Origin of the sequence: Ruegeria sp. ANG10 (assembly GCF_040705255.1) — a bacterium.
In the GTDB taxonomy this organism is placed as follows: Bacteria; Pseudomonadota; Alphaproteobacteria; order Rhodobacterales; family Rhodobacteraceae; genus Ruegeria.
The window spans coordinates 1-15958 of sequence record NZ_JBFCVU010000001.1 but is presented as its reverse complement, the minus strand read 5'-3'; the positions used below and the strand labels follow the sequence as shown (position 1 = coordinate 15958).

Below are 15958 nucleotides of genomic sequence, written 5' to 3'. Positions count from 1 at the left end.
GTCTTAATCCTCCCGGCGCTTATGCGTTGAAGGGCATGTTGAATGCTTTCAACAGTGCCTTTGCTTCAGCGTCGGTTTTCGCTGTGGTGGCAATTACGATGTCCATGCCCCAGACTTCGTCGACCTTGTCGAAATCGATTTCGGGGAACACGATGTGCTCTTTCATGCCCATGGCAAAGTTGCCCTGACCATCGAAAGACGGCTTAACACCGCGGAAGTCACGAACGCGCGGCATCGCGATGGTGATCAGACGATCCAGGAATTCGTACATCCGGTCACCGCGCAGGGTCACTTTCGCACCCAGCGGCATGTCTTCACGGACGCGGAAACCCGCGATCGACTTTTTCGCCTTGGTTGCAACGGCCTGTTGACCGGCAATCGCAGTCAAATCCTCGACAGCCGCCTTGGCTTTCTTGGAATCTTTAACCGCCTCAGCACCACAGCCGATGTTCAGAACGATTTTTTCCAGCTTGGGCAGCTGCATGTCGTTCTTGTAGCCGAACTCTTCTTTCAGAGCGGCACGGATAGTTTCAGCGTACTGAGCTTTCAGACGCGGGGTGTAGGTTGCGTTATCAAGCATCGATCACGTCCCCTGTGGTCTTGGCGAAGCGGACCTTCTTGTCACCTTCCATGCGGAAGCCAACGCGGGTTGCTTTGCCGTTTGCGTCCAGCAGAGCCAGATTCGACAGCTCGATCGGGTTTGCCTGGGGCAAACGGCCGCCTTGGCTGTTCTGGGTCTGGCGGGTGTGGCGGATGGCGATGTTGATGCCGTCGACAACAGCTTTACCGGCTTTCGGGTCAACCGAGGTAATAGTACCCTCTTTGCCCTTGTCCTTGCCGGCCAGTACGACGACCTTGTCGCCTTTGCGGAGTTTAGCAGCCATGATTACAGCACCTCCGGAGCCAGCGAGATGATTTTCATGAAGTTCTTGCCACGCAGTTCGCGAACAACGGGGCCAAAGATACGGGTACCTACGGGCTCGTTGTTGTTGTTCAGGATGACGGCGGCGTTGCGATCAAAACGGATCGCGGTGCCGTCTTCGCGACGGACTTCTTTGGCGGTGCGTACGACGACGGCCTTACGGACGTCACCTTTCTTTACGCGGCCGCGTGGGATGGCTTCCTTCACCGAGACGACAATGATGTCGCCGACGGAGGCGTATTTACGCTTGGAACCACCCAGGACCTTGATGCACTGAACTCGGCGTGCGCCGGAGTTGTCAGCGACATCCAGATTGGTCTGCATCTGGATCATGTGGTTTCTCCCGACCTGTGGGGGCTGGTCTAATTAGATCCCCCAGGGTTTCGACAAATGGGAAAATCCCGGAAACTTACGCTTCCAGAACTTCCCAACGTTTCGTCTTCGATTTCGGCGCGCATTCGATGATGCGTACAGAGTCGCCGACCTTGAAGGCGTTCTTTTCATCGTGAGCCCGGTATTTCTTGGACTTACGGATGGTTTTCTTCAGAACCGGATGCGTAAAGCGGCGCTCGACAGATACGGTTACAGTCTGTGCGTTGGCATCGCTGGTTACGGTGCCGGACAGGATACGCTTGGGCATAGGATTACTCCTCCGATGCCGCAGCAGCGGCCTTTTCGTTCAGGATGGTTTTGACGCGGGCAGCGTTGCGGCGGGCCGCTTTGATGCCGGCGGTGCTTTCCAGCTGACCGGTTGCCTGTTGAAAGCGCAGGTTAAAGCTTTCTTTCTTCAGGTTGGCCAGTTCCTCGCGGAGCTGGTCCGGGGTCTTGTCACGCAGTTCTTGGGCGTTCATCGCCTTTTTCCTTTGCTCAAAACACCAGAAGGCCCCGTACACGGGTCACCTTTGACCTGGTGGATGAATGATAGACATACGAATCCCCCGACTCAGCCGGGGGAACGCAAGATGCCGCTCTATAGGGGGTTAGCGGGTAGGTGGCAAGGAAAAGTTTAGGAATCCTCTGCCTACACTAACAGGCTAGTCGCTGCTTACTTCACCAAACCTAGATGTCGTACGATAGTGGCGCTGTCATAATAGTCTCGTCCTTCAACAACCATGCCACCTATTACCCGCATTACTGAGCAATAGCGCACTTCGTATCGCTTTCCGGTTGGTTCGAAATCACCGAGGCTTGAATGCAGAACACCAGTGTGGGTTCCGGTATTGTGGAACTCTACGATCGCCCATTCACCGCACTCGCTGACGATCACATTATCCACGATGCATTCTCCATCCGGGAATGCCTTTCGCCAACGCTCGTAATCCTCTTTATAGGCCAGCTTGCCAAGTTGCTTTTCCTCACGAGCAACATCTTCGAACTGACAATCTTCGGCAATCACCTCGGCCCCGCGATCAGGATCCCGCATCCCCCAACTTTCATGGAATTGGCGAACCACCCGTTCAGTTTCTTTCATACTGGATACCTCTGTGATCCATGGAGCATACAGGATTGTATATGAGTAGGCTTCAGGTTTCTCACATTGAGTTTGACGAATTCATCCGGAGAAGTTTCGTAACACTATCCAGAATTTTTTGTATTTTGGTTGGAAACGCAAAACGCGGCCTCGTTTTCACAAGACCGCGTCTTCAACTGTCAAAGTCTGAGTGACTTACGCCAGAGCGATGTTCACAGCCGACTCGCGACCGTCACGGCCGGGTTCGATGTCGAATGTCACTTTCTGGTCGTCGGCCAGGCCGGTCAGACCCGAGCGCTCGACAGCAGAGATGTGTACAAACACGTCTTTGCCACCGGTCTCCGGTGCGATGAAGCCAAAACCTTTAGTTGTGTTGAACCATTTTACGGTGCCATTGGCCATATCCGTAATATCCTATAAAATTGCTGTCCGCGGGATTGCGACAGCGCGGCGTGGTCGGTCTGGATCGAGAGACTGAACGCCAAAATTCAGGAGACAGTGGTCGAAAAAGAAAAACGTAAGCGTGCCCCACATGGTTCATGGCCGCTCATATTGCAAGGTTTTTCGACAACGCGAGGTGAAATGTGATTGGCAGGAAAACTGCCTGTTCGCCGCGCAATTGCTCTGCTGGTCCAATTACCGTACGGGGAACCGGGGCTCATTCCCACTTGTAGTTAAAGCTAACACTAATCCGCTCTTCCTCGGCCATGTTCATCGGCACCTCGTGGCGCAGCCAGCTTTCCCACAGCAGAACGTCGCCCACCTGCGGTTTCATATAGATGAACGGCTGCAAGTCCCGCCGTCCAAATTTCAAACGCGTAGGTGCCGCCATCATGCGGCCCGAGCGGGGGTCTTCCAGCTTCAACGCGCTGGCCCCTTCGGGCATCGCCACATAAGTGGTGCCCGAAATCACACTGTGCGGGTGCAGGTGGCTGGAGTGCATCCCGCCCTCGGGCAGGATGTTAATCCACAGGTCCTCCAGCTTCAGCTCGCCCTCGCCCAGATCAAACTCCAGATCCTTGGCAAAGGCCGCCACGTGTTTATCCAGAGCTGCAACCAGATCGGCGAAAATCGGGAACCGCCAGGGCAGATCGGTCAGCGAGGCATAGCTGGTGTAACCAGGATAGCCGTTCTCCTCACACCATTCCTGCCCGGCCTCATCATCCTCGGCAATGACAAGGCAGGAACTTTCCAACTCTTCCGCGTCGATCTTGGGATCAAACTCGGACAAAGCTGCGCGATAAAGACGGGTTACGAAGAGTGATTCAATCTGTGCCATGATTGGGGGCATAGCCCAAGCCCTTATCCAAGGCCAGCCCCCGCCAGCCCTTAGTTTTTGATCGGCCCCGAGCCGCAGCGCGGGATCGGGCGCCCGCCATCCGCGTAGGCCAGACACATGACAATCTCATCCGGTTTCGGCGCGTCGGGAATGCTCAGCGTCATGGTATCGAAATGGTCAAAGGACCACGGATTGTCCTTGTGCCCGAGGGGCAGATCAATCGCACATCCCGGCGCCCCAAGTTTGGCATTCGATGGGATGACGGCTTCACCTCCACCTGCTGATGCGCGCATCGGGGCACCAAGTTTCGGATGGATCAATGCGCCACCTTGTTCGAGATCGCCATTCGCGCCCACAATCGCTGCTTTACCGTAGGAAATCGGGGCACGGTCGAGTTGAGAAACAGCCTCGGCAGCAAGATCTGCCCCAAGCATTCCCCCAATTTCGAACAACTCGGACAAGTCTTCCGAGAATTTACCGGCCAGCGGGTTCTGTATGACAGCCAAAGCTGCAACTCGGCAGACTGGAGCGCATGGTTGCCCAAACTGGTCGGAGGTTATGACCTCTTTAACGAACACTTTCTTACGTAGCTGAAACATAAGACCCTCCCAACCAATCCGAGTAGCCTATGGAGGCAATGGATAAACGTCGACATTTTTTTCCGGATCGGTGGGAGGGACCACAGAAGGCTGACGCAAAAGAAAACCCCCGCCGGTGTCCCGACGGGGGTCGATCTTGTCACGAACAGGGTTGCCCCCGGGTCGCTTACCAGTCTTCGCGGACCACAACGCGGGTCTTGATCGGCAGCTTCATCGCGGCCAGACGCAGGGCCTCGCGGGCGATGTCGTCATTGACGCCGTCGATCTCGAACATCACGCGGCCAGGCTTGACCTTGCATGCCCAGCGGTCGACCGAACCTTTACCTTTACCCATACGAACTTCGATCGGCTTTGCAGTGACCGGAGTGTCGGGGAAGATGCGGATCCAGACACGGCCCTGACGCTTCATGTGACGCGTCATGGCACGACGTGCAGCTTCGATCTGGCGTGCAGTTACACGCTCAGGCTCAAGAGCTTTCAGGCCGTAGGTGCCAAAGTTCAGATCAGAGCCGCCCTTGGCGAGACCCTTGATCCGGCCTTTGTGCATCTTGCGGAATTTAGTACGCTTTGGTTGAAGCATATCTTTCCCTCCTTAGCGACGACCGCCACCAGCACCACGAGGTGCAGGGCCGTCCTGGAGTTCCTGTGCTTTACGGTCACGTGCCTGCGGATCGTGCTCCATGATCTCACCTTTGAAGATCCAGACCTTGATCCCGATGATCCCGTAGGGGGTCATCGCTTCGGCATGTGCGTAATCGATGTCGGCACGCAGGGTGTGCAGAGGCACGCGGCCTTCGCGATACCACTCGGTCCGTGCGATCTCGGCGCCGCCCAGACGACCAGCGACGTTCACCCGGATACCCAGGGCGCCCATACGCATGGCGTTCTGAACCGAGCGCTTCATTGCGCGACGGAACGAAACACGACGTTCCAGCTGCTGAGCGATGGACTCGGCAACCAGCTGCGCGTCAAGCTCGGGCTTGCGCACTTCGACGATGTTCAGGTGCAGTTCGCTGTCGGTCATACGAGCAAGCTTTTTACGCAGAACTTCGATGTCTGCACCTTTCTTGCCGATGATGACACCGGGACGTGCTGTGTGGATCGTAACGCGGCACTTCTTGTGCGGACGTTCGATGATCACACGGGCAACACCGGCCTGCTTGCATTCTTTGTTGATGAACTCACGGATCTTGAGGTCTTCCAACAGAAGATCACCGTAGTCCTTGGTGTCGGCGTACCAGCGGCTGTCCCAGGTGCGGTTGACCTGCAGGCGCATGCCGATCGGATTTACTTTATGACCCATTAGGCTTGCTCCTCAACTTGACGCACCTTGATGGTGATCTCCGAGAACGGCTTCATGATCTTGCCGAAACGGCCACGGGCACGCGGACGACCGCGTTTCATGACCAGGTTTTTGCCAACCCATGCTTCGGCGACGATCAGCTCGTCAACGTCCAGGTTGTGGTTGTTTTCGGCATTCGCGATTGCGGACTGCAGGCACTTCTTAACGTCCTGCGCGACACGCTTGTTCGAGAAAGTCAGGTCGGTCAGAGCCTTCTCAACTTTCTTGCCGCGGATCATTTGCGCAACCAGGTTCAGTTTCTGCGGGCTGGTGCGAAGCATGCGCGTTTTCGCCATTGCTTCGTTTTCAGCCACGCGGCGGGGGTTCTTTTCCTTGCCCATGACTTACTTCCGCTTCGCTTTTTTGTCAGCGGCGTGACCGTAATAGGTACGAGTTGGCGAGTATTCACCGAACTTCTGACCGATCATGTCTTCCGAGACGTTTACGGGGATATGCTTCTGGCCGTTGTACACACCAAAGGTCAAACCCACGAACTGGGGCAGAATGGTGGAACGACGCGACCAGATTTTGATGACTTCGTTGCGGCCCGACTCGCGCGCGGCTTCGGCTTTTTTCAGCACGTAAGCATCGACGAAAGGACCCTTCCAAACAGAGCGAGACATAGATTAACGTCCCTTCTTCTTGGCGTGCCGCGAGCGGATGATCAGCTTCTGGGACGCTTTGTTCTTGTTGCGGGTACGCTTACCCTTGGTGTCCTTACCCCACGGTGTAACCGGTGTACGGCCACCCGAGGTACGACCTTCACCACCACCGTGCGGGTGATCGATCGGGTTCATTGCAACACCACGAACCGACGGACGCACGCCTTTGTGGCGCATACGACCGGCTTTACCGAGGTTTTGGTTGCTGTTGTCGGGGTTGGACACGGCACCGACGGTGGCCATGCATTCCTGACGGACCATGCGCAGCTCGCCCGAGCTCAGACGGATCTGAGCGTAGCCGCCATCGCGGCCAACGAACTGAGCGTAAGTACCGGCCGCACGTGCGATCTGACCACCTTTACCAGGCTTCATCTCGATGTTGTGGACGATGGTACCGATGGGCATGCCCGAGAACGGCATTGCGTTGCCCGGCTTGATGTCAGCTTTCGCCGACGCGATGACTTTGTCACCAACAGCCAGACGCTGCGGAGCCAGGATATATGCCTGCTCGCCGTCTTCGTATTTTACCAGTGCGATGAATGCGGTCCGGTTCGGGTCATATTCGATCCGTTCGACGGTTGCCGCGACATCAAATTTGTTCCGTTTGAAGTCAACGATCCGGTAGAGACGCTTTGCGCCACCGCCGCGGCGGCGTGAAGTGATCCGTCCGGTGTTGTTCCGGCCGCCCGATTTGGTCAAACCCTCAGTGAGAGACTTGACCGGACGTCCTTTCCAAAGCTCCGAACGGTCGATCAGCACCAGCCCGCGCTGGCCCGGCGTCGTCGGCTTGTACGACTTAAGTGCCATGCTTTCTGTCTTCCGTTTAGCAAGTGCAGGGGGTTTCCCTGCTATGTGATAGGCCCCCGTAGGTGCCAAGGGTATAGGGCCCCGAAGGTCCCCGGTTACAAATATCAGAGGCCCCGGAACGAATCCGAGGCCGCAAGATTGAGAGCGTGTAACAGGGTTGGGGGTGGGTGTCTATAGGGAACACACTGCTTATGCACCAATGGCAAAATTCGCGGTTGACTAACAACCGCCTTAGTTTTTTCGCCCGCTGGCAGTGATCGTGTAGGTACCCCCTCTTGGACCTACGTAGCAGCGAGAGGACGTTCTACGTTTTGGGGTATATTTATACTTCCGGTTTATGCGCTTTAGCTGAGTTCCCCACTCACAGGCCAATCCGTCACCGTCACCATCCAAGTTGTGCGGGTCGTGCACGGGGGCCACCCGAAGCAAGAAAGAACTTCTGAGCCCCTGCCGACGAAGCGAAATCACTACAGCTTGCACAGTCTATGCTCGTTTTCTGCGTATTGTTCTTTTGATACCGTGTTTGCCCCACTGCACTGCTCGTCCACCTCCCAAGATGATTGTAAAGACCGGAGTGTGTTTCGCCACGGGTTCCAAGCTCTGCCTCAATCACCGCCAATTTTAGCGGGTCTCGTTCGAGACTTTGCTCCAACCACAAAATACCAGTGCTTTTCTGAGCATAAATCAAACTAGTAGTCGAAGCAGCGCAACCGGACAAAAGCGCTACAAATATTCCAACTGGGAGAAAACTCCTCACAATAAACTCTCAAATCTATATCTGCGTGAAACTAATGTCGTGACTCTAATAACTTAGCAATCTGAAACGACCTATACATAGCCACCTATAAGACCACAATTAAGGCCTCTTCAAATAGCTTTTTAGCGCGGGACAAGGCCGAAGGCCGCCGCGCCAGCGGCTGCCCGTCCCGGCCAGCTGCCGCTTTGGAGAGGTTTGCGCCTCGCTAAAAGTTCGGATGTATTTGGCACCATAAAGCGCGCTGTTCAGCCGTTGCGGCGCCATCCCGCGGGCAGTCACTGGCACGGCTCATCGCGTTGCTCGGGCGGGTCTCGGGTTAGAGCGGCTTGCCCCTTTACCCATACAGCGCCTTTGCCTCGGCGAAGGACAAGAGGCGGCGGTTCTTTTCGTCCCACAGGTGCAGCCGCGCGTTGGCGAGACTTTCGCGGATGGTCATCCGGTTGCTGTTTGCCAGCTCATCATGATCGCGCAGCACCTCGGTCAGGCGATAGAACGGAATGCGGCTGTACAGGTGGTGCACGTGGTGAATACCGATATTGGCGCTGAACCACTGCAGCACGGACGGCAGGATATAGTGCGAGCTTCCGTGCAAGGCGGCCTCGTGCAGTTGCCAATCCCTATCGGGGTCCCATTGCGTCTCTTCAAATTGGTGCTGCACGTAGAACAGCCAGACGCCGGCCGCCGCGGCAATCAGGGTCGAGGGCAGGAATATCAGCACCATCGGCATCATGCCGCCAAAATAGTAGATGGCCCCTAACACGGTCAGAATGGCCAGATTTGTGACCATCGCACTGACCCAGAATTTCGGAATACCCGTCAGGCCAAGCGGTAGTCGGTTCTGAAGCAGGAACAGATACCCGGGACCAAAGCCAAACAGGGTAATCGGGTGCCGATACACCCGGTACCAAAAACGGTTCATCGACGTCATCGCGCGGTATTCGGCCACCGTCAGCGTGTGGATGTCACCCATCCCCCGCTTGTCCAGATTGCCCGAAGAATTGTGGTGCGTGGAATGCGTACGGCGCCAGACATCATAGGGCGTCAGAGTCAGCACTCCGATCACCCGCCCGACCCAGTCACTGACCGTTCGGTTCGTGAAGAAAGCCCCGTGCCCGCAATCGTGCTGAATGGCGAACAGGCGCAACAGGAAAGCCGCGTTGAGGACCGAAACTGCAAAAGCAAGCCAATAGCTGACGGACAGGAACATCCACGACACTGCCCACAATGCGATGAATGGGATGATGCTGACGCCAAGCTCGAACCAACTGCGCAACTGGTTCGGTTCGCGATATTTGGCAAGCGTCGTCACCCAGTCACGCGCGGCGGTCACATCCGGCTTTGCCGAGGTCGAGAGATTGGTTTCCGTCATGTGCCTGCCATATCTTTTTCTTTCTGCACACCGGATAGACGACCACACCAACATAGCAACCTGATTCTGAACCAATCGCGATGTTTGGCGTTCAATTTATGGTGCTGCCGCTCAAAAAAGGCCCCCGAAGTCACGGGGGCCTTGTTCAATTGTCCGATGTCGGGTCAGATCTAGGCAGGTGAAATCGTCGATGGCGTCATCCGTTCCACGTACATATGTGTTTTTGACGCCAGTCCGACGGCTCGGTCGACCGTAAAATTAGCCGTCCGCCTTCATCTCTGTCGCGATCATGATGCTGATCGGCCCGGTCGAGAATGGCCCCACACCGAACTCCATGTGGTCAATCTCGCCCTCTGCCGTGAAGGCCACCCAATCGCCCGCGTAGTATTCGATGGCGCTGCCTAGCGGGTGCTCGCCCTGATGGGTTAACGTCGCTTTCAGGGTCACGGGTTTGGTCACGCCGTGGATGGTCAGGTCACCGGTCACATCCGCCGTTGTGTCTCCGGTCCGCGCAATCCCTGTGCTGACAAAGGTGATCTCGGGGTAGGTTTCGACCTCAAAGAAATCCGCTGACTTCAGGTGGTCATCCAGCGGACCAAAGCCCGAAGACAGGCTGTTTGTGTCAATCGTCACGTTCAGGGTCGATGCCTCGACATCATCCGCGTTCAGGTCCAGCACACCATCGGCTTTGGTGAACTCAGCATGCTGGTTGGACACGCCCGCATGGCTCCAGCCAAAGCGCACCTCGGTATGCCCCTGGTCGGTTTTGTAGGTCTGCGCAAAGGCCGGGGTGACGGCAACAGTTACGGCAACGGCGGCGATCATAGATTTGAAAGTCATCATGATGTTCCTTTCATCTGTAATGGGGCTGGTTTTTAGATGAATTTTCATCTAGTTGAATTTGCAGCCAACAGCAATCAGATTTGGAGCGCACACAAAGTTGTGAAGAACGATCTGCCAACCCCATTGGAAACAGACATCTGGGTGGCCATGAACCGGACAACCCGGCTTATCCAATCAGAAATCAGTTCAGCCTTGAAAGATGCGGGCCTGCCGCCGCTGAAATGGTATGACTTGCTATGGTCGCTTGAGCGGCACGGAGGAAGGCTGCGCCCTTTTGAACTTGCACAAGACACCATTTTTGAGCAGTCGAACTTGTCTCATCTCAGCAGACGAATGGTTTCTGAGGGGTTGATCGAGTTCGTTTCTTATGCCGGGGACCGGCGCGGTAAAATGCTGCAGATTACAGATAAGGGCATAGAGCTGCGTAAACGTATGTGGAAAATCTACGGACCGCTGCTGCATGAAAAGATGCGCATACTTGGCGGTGCCGAGGGTTGGCAGACGTTCCTTGCGTCCACCGGACGTCAGGCGGATTGAACGAAACAGCAAAGACCCAGATCGACGATCACCCCAATGATCGCCTGCGACACAGTGGTTCAGATTCAACCGCAATGCGCTGCTTTAGTTTGATATGGCCCAACACCTCGCGAAAGGCGCGGTGCTTGGGTTTCCCCTCAAGATAATCCGCCAGCTTGAGCAGGTTGATCGGATGCTTCACAATCAGCGCTTCGACCCTCTGCACTGCGTCATCTAACTCGTAATGGTCGATAAACTGACAAGCCACTTGGGTCGGCGTCAGCAGGCAAAAATCCTGCGACCGTTTGTCGGTATAGCGGGTGATATCGAAGGGTGACGCCCCAAGGGCGTGGAACTTGGGGATGTACACGCGCATATCAGCCTGCGGATGTTCTAGTACCGTGCCCGAGATCTGACGAAACCCCAGCGGCCCGAGCTTGCCGATAACATGTCTCCGCATCGCCGGAGAAACCATGTCGACATCCGCCCTGTCATATTTCAGATCATCGAATACGGACAAAAGCCCGAGATTTTCATCAGCGATCTGAAAGTATGGCTCGGCGCCGAAAACCCGCATCTGCCCCAGTAACTGATTGCGTTTGGCTTCAGCTTGGGAACTCGAAACAGCGTCAACGGCAGGGTCCACTGACCCCGTTAAAAGCCGCAGCAAGCGCTGGGTAATGGACCCCTGCTTGCGCGCATAACGGTCCGAATTCACAGAGATTGATTTGTTTCCTCCACGTTTGTTCATTTGACCGTACCTATTATTTCCGAAGCATTCGGCGCATCAGTCAAAACGCTTGGGCGCTCCACCCCATAGTCACCGCCCAATCAACAGAATGATCTTCATCCTATTGCCCCGTTCCCTGCTGAAGATAACGCAGTCCGCTCCCCTGTCACGGGTCTGCGGCGAAAGAACGCCAGTAACGCTGCGCTAACGGCTTGCCGTCAGGCACCCGTTCCTGCTCTGGACACGGCAGCTTCCTAACCCGAACGTAAAAAGGCTCCGCCCACCTTTCGGGGGCGAAGCCTGATCATGTTCTCACCGCTTGGTGTAACCGGATCAGAGACCGGTCGACACGTCGATGGTGTTACCCTCTTCCAGGGTCACATATGCTTTTTTGACGTCTTTCCGCTTGCCCAACTGGCCGCGGAACCGCTTGACCTTGCCTTTGGTGATGGTGGTGTTCACCGCCTTCACCTTGACACCGAACAGCGATTCAACCGCTTCTTTGATCTGCGGTTTGTTGCTGTCGATCGCCACTTCAAAGACAATCGCGCCATTTTCGGACGCCATGGTCGACTTTTCGGTGATGATCGGCTTGCGGATCACGTCGTAGTGTTCTGCCTTCGCGCTCATTTCAGACGAGCCTCCAGTGCTTCGACAGCCGCTTTGGTGAGCACCAGAGTGTCACGCTTGAGGATGTCATAAACATTTGCACCCATCGACGGCAGGATATCCAGACCTTCGATGTTGCGCGACGCCTTCAGGAAACCTTCGTTCACGGTCGCACCGTCGATGACCAGAGCGCGTTTCCAGCCCAGGTTTGCAACCTGTTTGGCCAGAGCGGCAGTCTTGCCTTCGGCTTCGGCGTTCTCGATCACAACCAGCTCACCTGCTTTGGCTTTGGCCGACAGAGCGTGGCGCAGGCCAAGCTTGCGGAACTTTTTCGGCAGGTCGTGGCCGTGCGAACGAGGGGTCGGGCCCTTGTAGATACCACCCTTGCGGAAGATCGGCGCGTTGCGGTCACCATGGCGTGCGCCACCGGTGCCCTTCTGGCGATAGATCTTCTTGGTCGAGTAGCTGGTTTCCGAGCGGGTCTTGACCTTGTGGGTGCCGGCCTGCGCATTGTTGCGCTGCCAACGGACCACACGGTGCAGGATGTCCGCGCGCGGCTCCAGGCCGAACAGGTCTGCATCCAGCTCGATGTTGCCGGCTTTACCGCCGTCCAGTTTGATTACATCAAGTTTCATGCTTCACCACCTTCCGCGGGTGCTTCTTCCGCAGGTGCTTCGGTTGCAGCCGATTTCACAGCAGCCGGGAAAGGCAGGCCTTCCGGTGCTTTCTTCTTGACGGCGTCCTTGACGGTGACCCAGCCCGATTTCGGTCCGGGAACGGCGCCTTTGATGAAGACCAGACCACGGTCGGCGTCGGTTTTGACGACTTCCAGGTTCTGGGTGGTTACACGGGCAGCACCCATGTGACCGGCCATCTTCTTGCCTTTGAACACCTTGCCCGGGTCCTGACACTGACCGGTCGAACCGTGCGAACGGTGGCTGATCGAAACACCGTGCGAGGCGCGCAGACCACCGAAGTTGTGGCGCTTCATCGCACCGGCAAAGCCTTTACCGATCGAGGTACCCGAAACGTCAACCTTCTGACCTTCCAGGAAGTGTTCGGCCGAAATCTCGGCGCCCACATCGATCAGGCCATCTTCGGAGACGCGGAACTCGGCCAGCTTACGCTTGGGCTCAACCTTTGCAGCGGCGTAGTGACCGCGCATGGCCTTTGAGGTGCGTTTTGCCTTGGCAGCACCGGCGCCCAGCTGAACGGCGGTGTAGCCGTCTTTGTCTGCGGTGCGCTGTGCAACAACCTGCAGGTTGTCCAGGTGAAGAACTGTCACAGGGATCTGCTTGCCGTCTTCCATGAACAGGCGGGTCATGCCAACTTTTTTTGCGATAATACCAGAGCGCATAATCTATACCCTCCGATCTTACGACTGCAGCTTGATCTCGACGTCCACACCAGCAGCGAGGTCGAGCTTCATCAGCGCGTCAACGGTCTGGGGGGTCGGATCAACGATGTCGAGCAGACGCTTGTGCGTACGGATCTCGAACTGGTCGCGGGATTTCTTGTCAACGTGAGGGCCACGGAGAACCGTGAACTTCTCAATCTTGTTCGGCAGCGGGATCGGGCCGCGCACGTTCGCGCCGGTCCGCTTGGCAGTGTTGACGATCTCTTGCGTGCTGGCGTCCAGAACGCGATAGTCAAATGCCTTCAGCCGAATACGGATGTTTTGGCTTTGCATATTAACAGCCTTTTATCAGGCGTTGAGGTTGAGAGGAGGACAGACGCGCATCGCCAACCCTCTTCGAACCCAAAAGGCGGGAATCACCCCGCCTTGACGTTCTTGTTGAGAACTCGCGCGTATTAGTGGGGTTGGCGGGGTTTGGCAAGGGGGTATTACCTGCCTTTCTCAAAACGACGACATGACCACTATGCAAAAAAGGTGGCTATTCAATGCGGGGAGAGATAGTGGCAAAGTCATTCTGGCAGTTTTGGCTATTCTTGATACCCGGCATCGCGGTATCTTATCTTATTTCTATATTTTCCCACGATCTTATGGGCATACCTCGAGGCGTACCATTCGGGCGTTTTGGTGTCGCGGGAACGGTTGCACAGATATCTTTGATGTTGTTACCGTTTGCGATCGGTGCATTCGTGTCGGCAATATTGTATTTCAGGCGCTTCGGAAACCACACTAGCGGCCGGCAGATTGTGATTTGCGCCACCATGATCGGTCTAATCGTTCTTGTGGTGACCTTGCTTTTCTTTGCATTTAGCGGCGCATGGTTCGGCTTGCTACAAGCACCCAATTTGAAGACGATGTTAATTTTCCTGTTTGCTCCCTGCCTTTCGGCTGCGACTTTATTTTTAGTAGTATTCCCGACAACAATTTGGCTGATAACCTTATGGCGTAGTCTCGGTTGAACGGCACCTAAACAAGAAAAAGGCGTCCCAAGGGACGCCCTTTCCGTCTGATCATTCGCTTGCGCGAATTATTCAATAATCTTCGACACGGTGCCGAAGGTGCGGCCGCCTTCGCGGATGGCGAAACGCAAGCCGTCTTCCATCGCGATTGGTGCGATCAGCTCGACGGTGAAGCCGACGTTGTCGCCGTGCATGACCATCTCGGAGCCTACGGCCAAGGCCGAGATGTCGCTAACTCTCTGACGGTTGTACCGGCACGTACCTGGGCGCAATCACCTTATCGTAAAACAAGAAAAACAACGGCGTCAGCACCATCGACAAGGCAACGACAATGATCAAGGTGTTCGCCAGATCGGCGCTCAGCACATGGGTTGCGACCGAGAAGGACAGCAGCACAAAGCCGAACTCTCCGGCCTGCGCCATTCCCAGTGCAAACAGCCAATTGTTCGCTCCGGACACACCGAACAATCGGCCCAGAGCAAAAAGGATCACCGCCTTTATGGCCATCACCCCAAGGGTCAGCGAGACAACCAGGCCTATATTTTCGACCATCAATCTGAAGTTCACCGAGGCTCCGACGCTGACGAAGAACAGCCCCAAGAACAGCCCTTTGAACGGGGTGATCTCTTTTTCAAGCGCGGTGCGATATTCGCTGTTGGCCAACACCACCCCGGCAATGAACGCTCCCAATGCAGGCGTCAGACCAACGGCCATCATCAGCACGGCAACACCGACCACCAGGGTCAAGGCCATGGCTGTGAACAGTTCGGGCAGTTTGGCGGATTCGACATATCGGAACACCGGCCCGGTCAGGTAGGCCCCGCCGACAATCACCAATATGATCGAGCCAAGCGTGACAAGCGCCCTCAGCCATCCGGGCATGCCTTGCACAAGATTCAGTGAAAGTCCGGTGCTTGTCGTGGGCCCGTGACTGACGGCCCCTCCCCCCATTGCGGCAAGCTCCGGCACTGCCAGCAACGGCAGAAGCGCCAGAATTGGGATCACCACAATATCCTGCATCAACAGAACCGAAAAGCTGGATTGCCCTCCGGCTCCCATAAGAAGCCCTTTTTCATGCAGTGTTTGCAACACGATAGCCGTGGACGACAATGAAAATATCAACCCGATGGTCAAGGCCGCCTGCCACGGCTGCCCCAGCGCCATCGCCAACCCCATTACAGCAAGAGAGGTACAAACCAGTTGCAAACCGCCCAACCCCAAAAGCCTTTTGCGCAAATCCCAAAGCTTTTTGGGCGCCAGTTCCAGACCAATCAGAAACAGCATCATAACAACGCCAAATTCGGCAAACCGCTCAAGGCTGCCAACATCGACACTTAGCGCCGACAAGACGGGGCCAAGCAGCATTCCGGCAATCAGGAAACCCAGAACCGACCCAAGACCAAGCCAAACGGCGACCGGGACAATGGCAATGCCCGTCCCAAGAAGAATGAAAGACAGAAAAAGATAGTTTTCCATATAGGTTCAAATATTGCTTGTGGAGTTATCTTACACAAGCGGCACTTTTTTCGTGCCTAGGAACCGATATCCAAGCAAAAAGGGCGCCCCTTGGGACGCCCTTTCTTTGAGTATTGGCGTAAGCGCCTTACTCGATGATTTTCGACACAACGCCGGCGCCGACGGTGCGGCCGCCTTCGCGGATGGCGAAACGCAGGCCGTTT

The 15958-nt window shown here is 55.8% G+C and carries 26 protein-coding genes and 1 pseudogene; 2 read left to right on the top strand and 25 right to left on the bottom strand.

The features are described 5' to 3' along the window. Nucleotides 1-19: 19 nt before the first annotated feature. The 17 genes from rplE to AB1A64_RS00055 form a co-directional block, all read right to left on the bottom strand. Entirely contained in the window at nt 20-580 is a 561-nt protein-coding gene (rplE, locus tag AB1A64_RS00135; RefSeq protein WP_170334098.1) for a 50S ribosomal protein L5, read from the bottom strand. After that, the gene (gene rplX / locus AB1A64_RS00130) at nt 573-884 is read right to left on the bottom strand and encodes a 50S ribosomal protein L24 (protein WP_008755589.1); all 312 of its coding nucleotides are present in this window, start codon (nt 882-884) and stop codon (nt 573-575) included. The genes rplE and rplX overlap by 8 nt, the downstream gene beginning before the upstream one ends. Nucleotides 885-886: 2 nt before the next feature. Then, the gene (gene rplN / locus AB1A64_RS00125) at nt 887-1255 is read right to left on the bottom strand and encodes a 50S ribosomal protein L14 (RefSeq protein WP_008757934.1); all 369 of its coding nucleotides are present in this window, start codon (nt 1253-1255) and stop codon (nt 887-889) included. Nucleotides 1256-1331: 76 nt separating this feature from the next. Continuing rightward, a complete protein-coding gene (gene rpsQ / locus AB1A64_RS00120) occupies nt 1332-1562 on the bottom strand; it encodes a 30S ribosomal protein S17 (RefSeq protein ID WP_058272371.1) in 231 nt (76 codons plus the stop codon). A 4-nt stretch (nt 1563-1566) separates the two neighbouring features. Next, on the bottom strand, nt 1567-1773 hold the full coding sequence (rpmC, locus tag AB1A64_RS00115; protein ID WP_037311745.1) for a 50S ribosomal protein L29: 207 nt from the start codon (nt 1771-1773) through the stop codon (nt 1567-1569). Nucleotides 1774-1967: 194 nt separating this feature from the next. Beyond that, complete coding sequence (locus tag AB1A64_RS00110; RefSeq protein WP_058283509.1) at nt 1968-2393, bottom strand: ester cyclase; 426 nt, start codon at nt 2391-2393, stop codon at nt 1968-1970. 195 nt (nt 2394-2588) lie between these two features. After that, entirely contained in the window at nt 2589-2795 is a 207-nt protein-coding gene (locus AB1A64_RS00105) for a cold-shock protein (protein WP_010437077.1), read from the bottom strand. 256 nt (nt 2796-3051) lie between these two features. Then, a complete protein-coding gene (locus AB1A64_RS00100; protein WP_366549538.1) occupies nt 3052-3672 on the bottom strand; it encodes a 2OG-Fe(II) oxygenase family protein in 621 nt (206 codons plus the stop codon). A 50-nt stretch (nt 3673-3722) separates the two neighbouring features. Then, nucleotides 3723-4271, bottom strand: coding sequence for an amino acid synthesis family protein (locus AB1A64_RS00095; RefSeq protein ID WP_366549537.1), 549 nt, complete (start codon nt 4269-4271; stop codon nt 3723-3725). Nucleotides 4272-4437: 166 nt separating this feature from the next. Continuing rightward, the gene (rplP, locus tag AB1A64_RS00090) at nt 4438-4851 is read right to left on the bottom strand and encodes a 50S ribosomal protein L16 (RefSeq protein ID WP_058283513.1); all 414 of its coding nucleotides are present in this window, start codon (nt 4849-4851) and stop codon (nt 4438-4440) included. 12 nt (nt 4852-4863) lie between these two features. Further along, the gene (gene rpsC, locus AB1A64_RS00085; protein ID WP_008758042.1) at nt 4864-5574 is read right to left on the bottom strand and encodes a 30S ribosomal protein S3; all 711 of its coding nucleotides are present in this window, start codon (nt 5572-5574) and stop codon (nt 4864-4866) included. After that, nucleotides 5574-5954, bottom strand: a complete 381-nt coding sequence (gene rplV / locus AB1A64_RS00080; protein ID WP_039538267.1) for a 50S ribosomal protein L22 — start codon at nt 5952-5954, stop codon at nt 5574-5576. The genes rpsC and rplV overlap by 1 nt, the downstream gene beginning before the upstream one ends. A gap of 3 nt (nt 5955-5957) precedes the next feature. Then, complete coding sequence (rpsS, locus tag AB1A64_RS00075) at nt 5958-6236, bottom strand: 30S ribosomal protein S19 (RefSeq protein WP_005980699.1); 279 nt, start codon at nt 6234-6236, stop codon at nt 5958-5960. A 3-nt stretch (nt 6237-6239) separates the two neighbouring features. After that, the gene (rplB, locus tag AB1A64_RS00070; protein WP_170356688.1) at nt 6240-7082 is read right to left on the bottom strand and encodes a 50S ribosomal protein L2; all 843 of its coding nucleotides are present in this window, start codon (nt 7080-7082) and stop codon (nt 6240-6242) included. A gap of 231 nt (nt 7083-7313) precedes the next feature. Further along, the gene (locus tag AB1A64_RS00065; RefSeq protein WP_366550233.1) at nt 7314-7502 is read right to left on the bottom strand and encodes an excalibur calcium-binding domain-containing protein; all 189 of its coding nucleotides are present in this window, start codon (nt 7500-7502) and stop codon (nt 7314-7316) included. 671 nt (nt 7503-8173) lie between these two features. After that, nucleotides 8174-9208: a fatty acid desaturase gene (locus AB1A64_RS00060; protein ID WP_366549536.1), complete on the bottom strand. Its 1035-nt coding sequence runs from the start codon at nt 9206-9208 to the stop codon at nt 8174-8176. Nucleotides 9209-9466: 258 nt separating this feature from the next. Beyond that, entirely contained in the window at nt 9467-10048 is a 582-nt protein-coding gene (locus tag AB1A64_RS00055; protein WP_366549535.1) for a YceI family protein, read from the bottom strand. Nucleotides 10049-10087: 39 nt separating this feature from the next. Between AB1A64_RS00055 and AB1A64_RS00050 the strand changes: the two genes are divergently transcribed. Beyond that, complete coding sequence (locus tag AB1A64_RS00050) at nt 10088-10588, top strand: MarR family transcriptional regulator (RefSeq protein WP_366549534.1); 501 nt, start codon at nt 10088-10090, stop codon at nt 10586-10588. A 28-nt stretch (nt 10589-10616) separates the two neighbouring features. Here the strand turns inward: AB1A64_RS00050 and AB1A64_RS00045 are convergent, their stop codons facing one another. The 5 genes from AB1A64_RS00045 to rpsJ all read right to left on the bottom strand — a co-directional run bounded on the left by AB1A64_RS00045 (nt 10617) and on the right by rpsJ (nt 13596). Beyond that, nucleotides 10617-11318 (bottom strand): hypothetical protein, encoded by a 702-nt coding sequence (locus tag AB1A64_RS00045; RefSeq protein ID WP_366549533.1) that lies wholly within the window; start codon nt 11316-11318, stop codon nt 10617-10619. Nucleotides 11319-11630: 312 nt separating this feature from the next. Then, nucleotides 11631-11927, bottom strand: coding sequence for a 50S ribosomal protein L23 (locus AB1A64_RS00040; RefSeq protein WP_058272362.1), 297 nt, complete (start codon nt 11925-11927; stop codon nt 11631-11633). Further along, nucleotides 11924-12541, bottom strand: coding sequence for a 50S ribosomal protein L4 (rplD, locus tag AB1A64_RS00035; protein WP_170334382.1), 618 nt, complete (start codon nt 12539-12541; stop codon nt 11924-11926). The genes AB1A64_RS00040 and rplD overlap by 4 nt, the downstream gene beginning before the upstream one ends. After that, nucleotides 12538-13263, bottom strand: a complete 726-nt coding sequence (rplC, locus tag AB1A64_RS00030) for a 50S ribosomal protein L3 (RefSeq protein ID WP_170334115.1) — start codon at nt 13261-13263, stop codon at nt 12538-12540. Before rplC ends, rplD begins: the two co-directional genes overlap by 4 nt. An 18-nt stretch (nt 13264-13281) precedes the next feature. Beyond that, complete coding sequence (gene rpsJ / locus AB1A64_RS00025; protein WP_008756422.1) at nt 13282-13596, bottom strand: 30S ribosomal protein S10; 315 nt, start codon at nt 13594-13596, stop codon at nt 13282-13284. 227 nt (nt 13597-13823) lie between these two features. On the opposite strand from rpsJ, the gene AB1A64_RS00020 reads away from it, so the two are divergent. Further along, nucleotides 13824-14279, top strand: coding sequence for a hypothetical protein (locus AB1A64_RS00020; protein ID WP_366549532.1), 456 nt, complete (start codon nt 13824-13826; stop codon nt 14277-14279). A 68-nt stretch (nt 14280-14347) separates the two neighbouring features. Here AB1A64_RS00020 and tuf read toward each other — a convergent pair. From tuf to AB1A64_RS00005, 3 genes and pseudogenes are all read right to left on the bottom strand, one after another. Then, nucleotides 14348-14488: pseudogene (tuf, locus tag AB1A64_RS00015) on the bottom strand (elongation factor Tu); the annotation flags it as partial. A 22-nt stretch (nt 14489-14510) separates the two neighbouring features. Next, complete coding sequence (locus AB1A64_RS00010; RefSeq protein ID WP_366549531.1) at nt 14511-15755, bottom strand: cation:proton antiporter; 1245 nt, start codon at nt 15753-15755, stop codon at nt 14511-14513. 127 nt (nt 15756-15882) lie between these two features. Beyond that, on the bottom strand, nt 15883-15958 hold a 76-nt coding region (locus AB1A64_RS00005), incomplete at its 5' end, for a hypothetical protein (protein WP_205964993.1).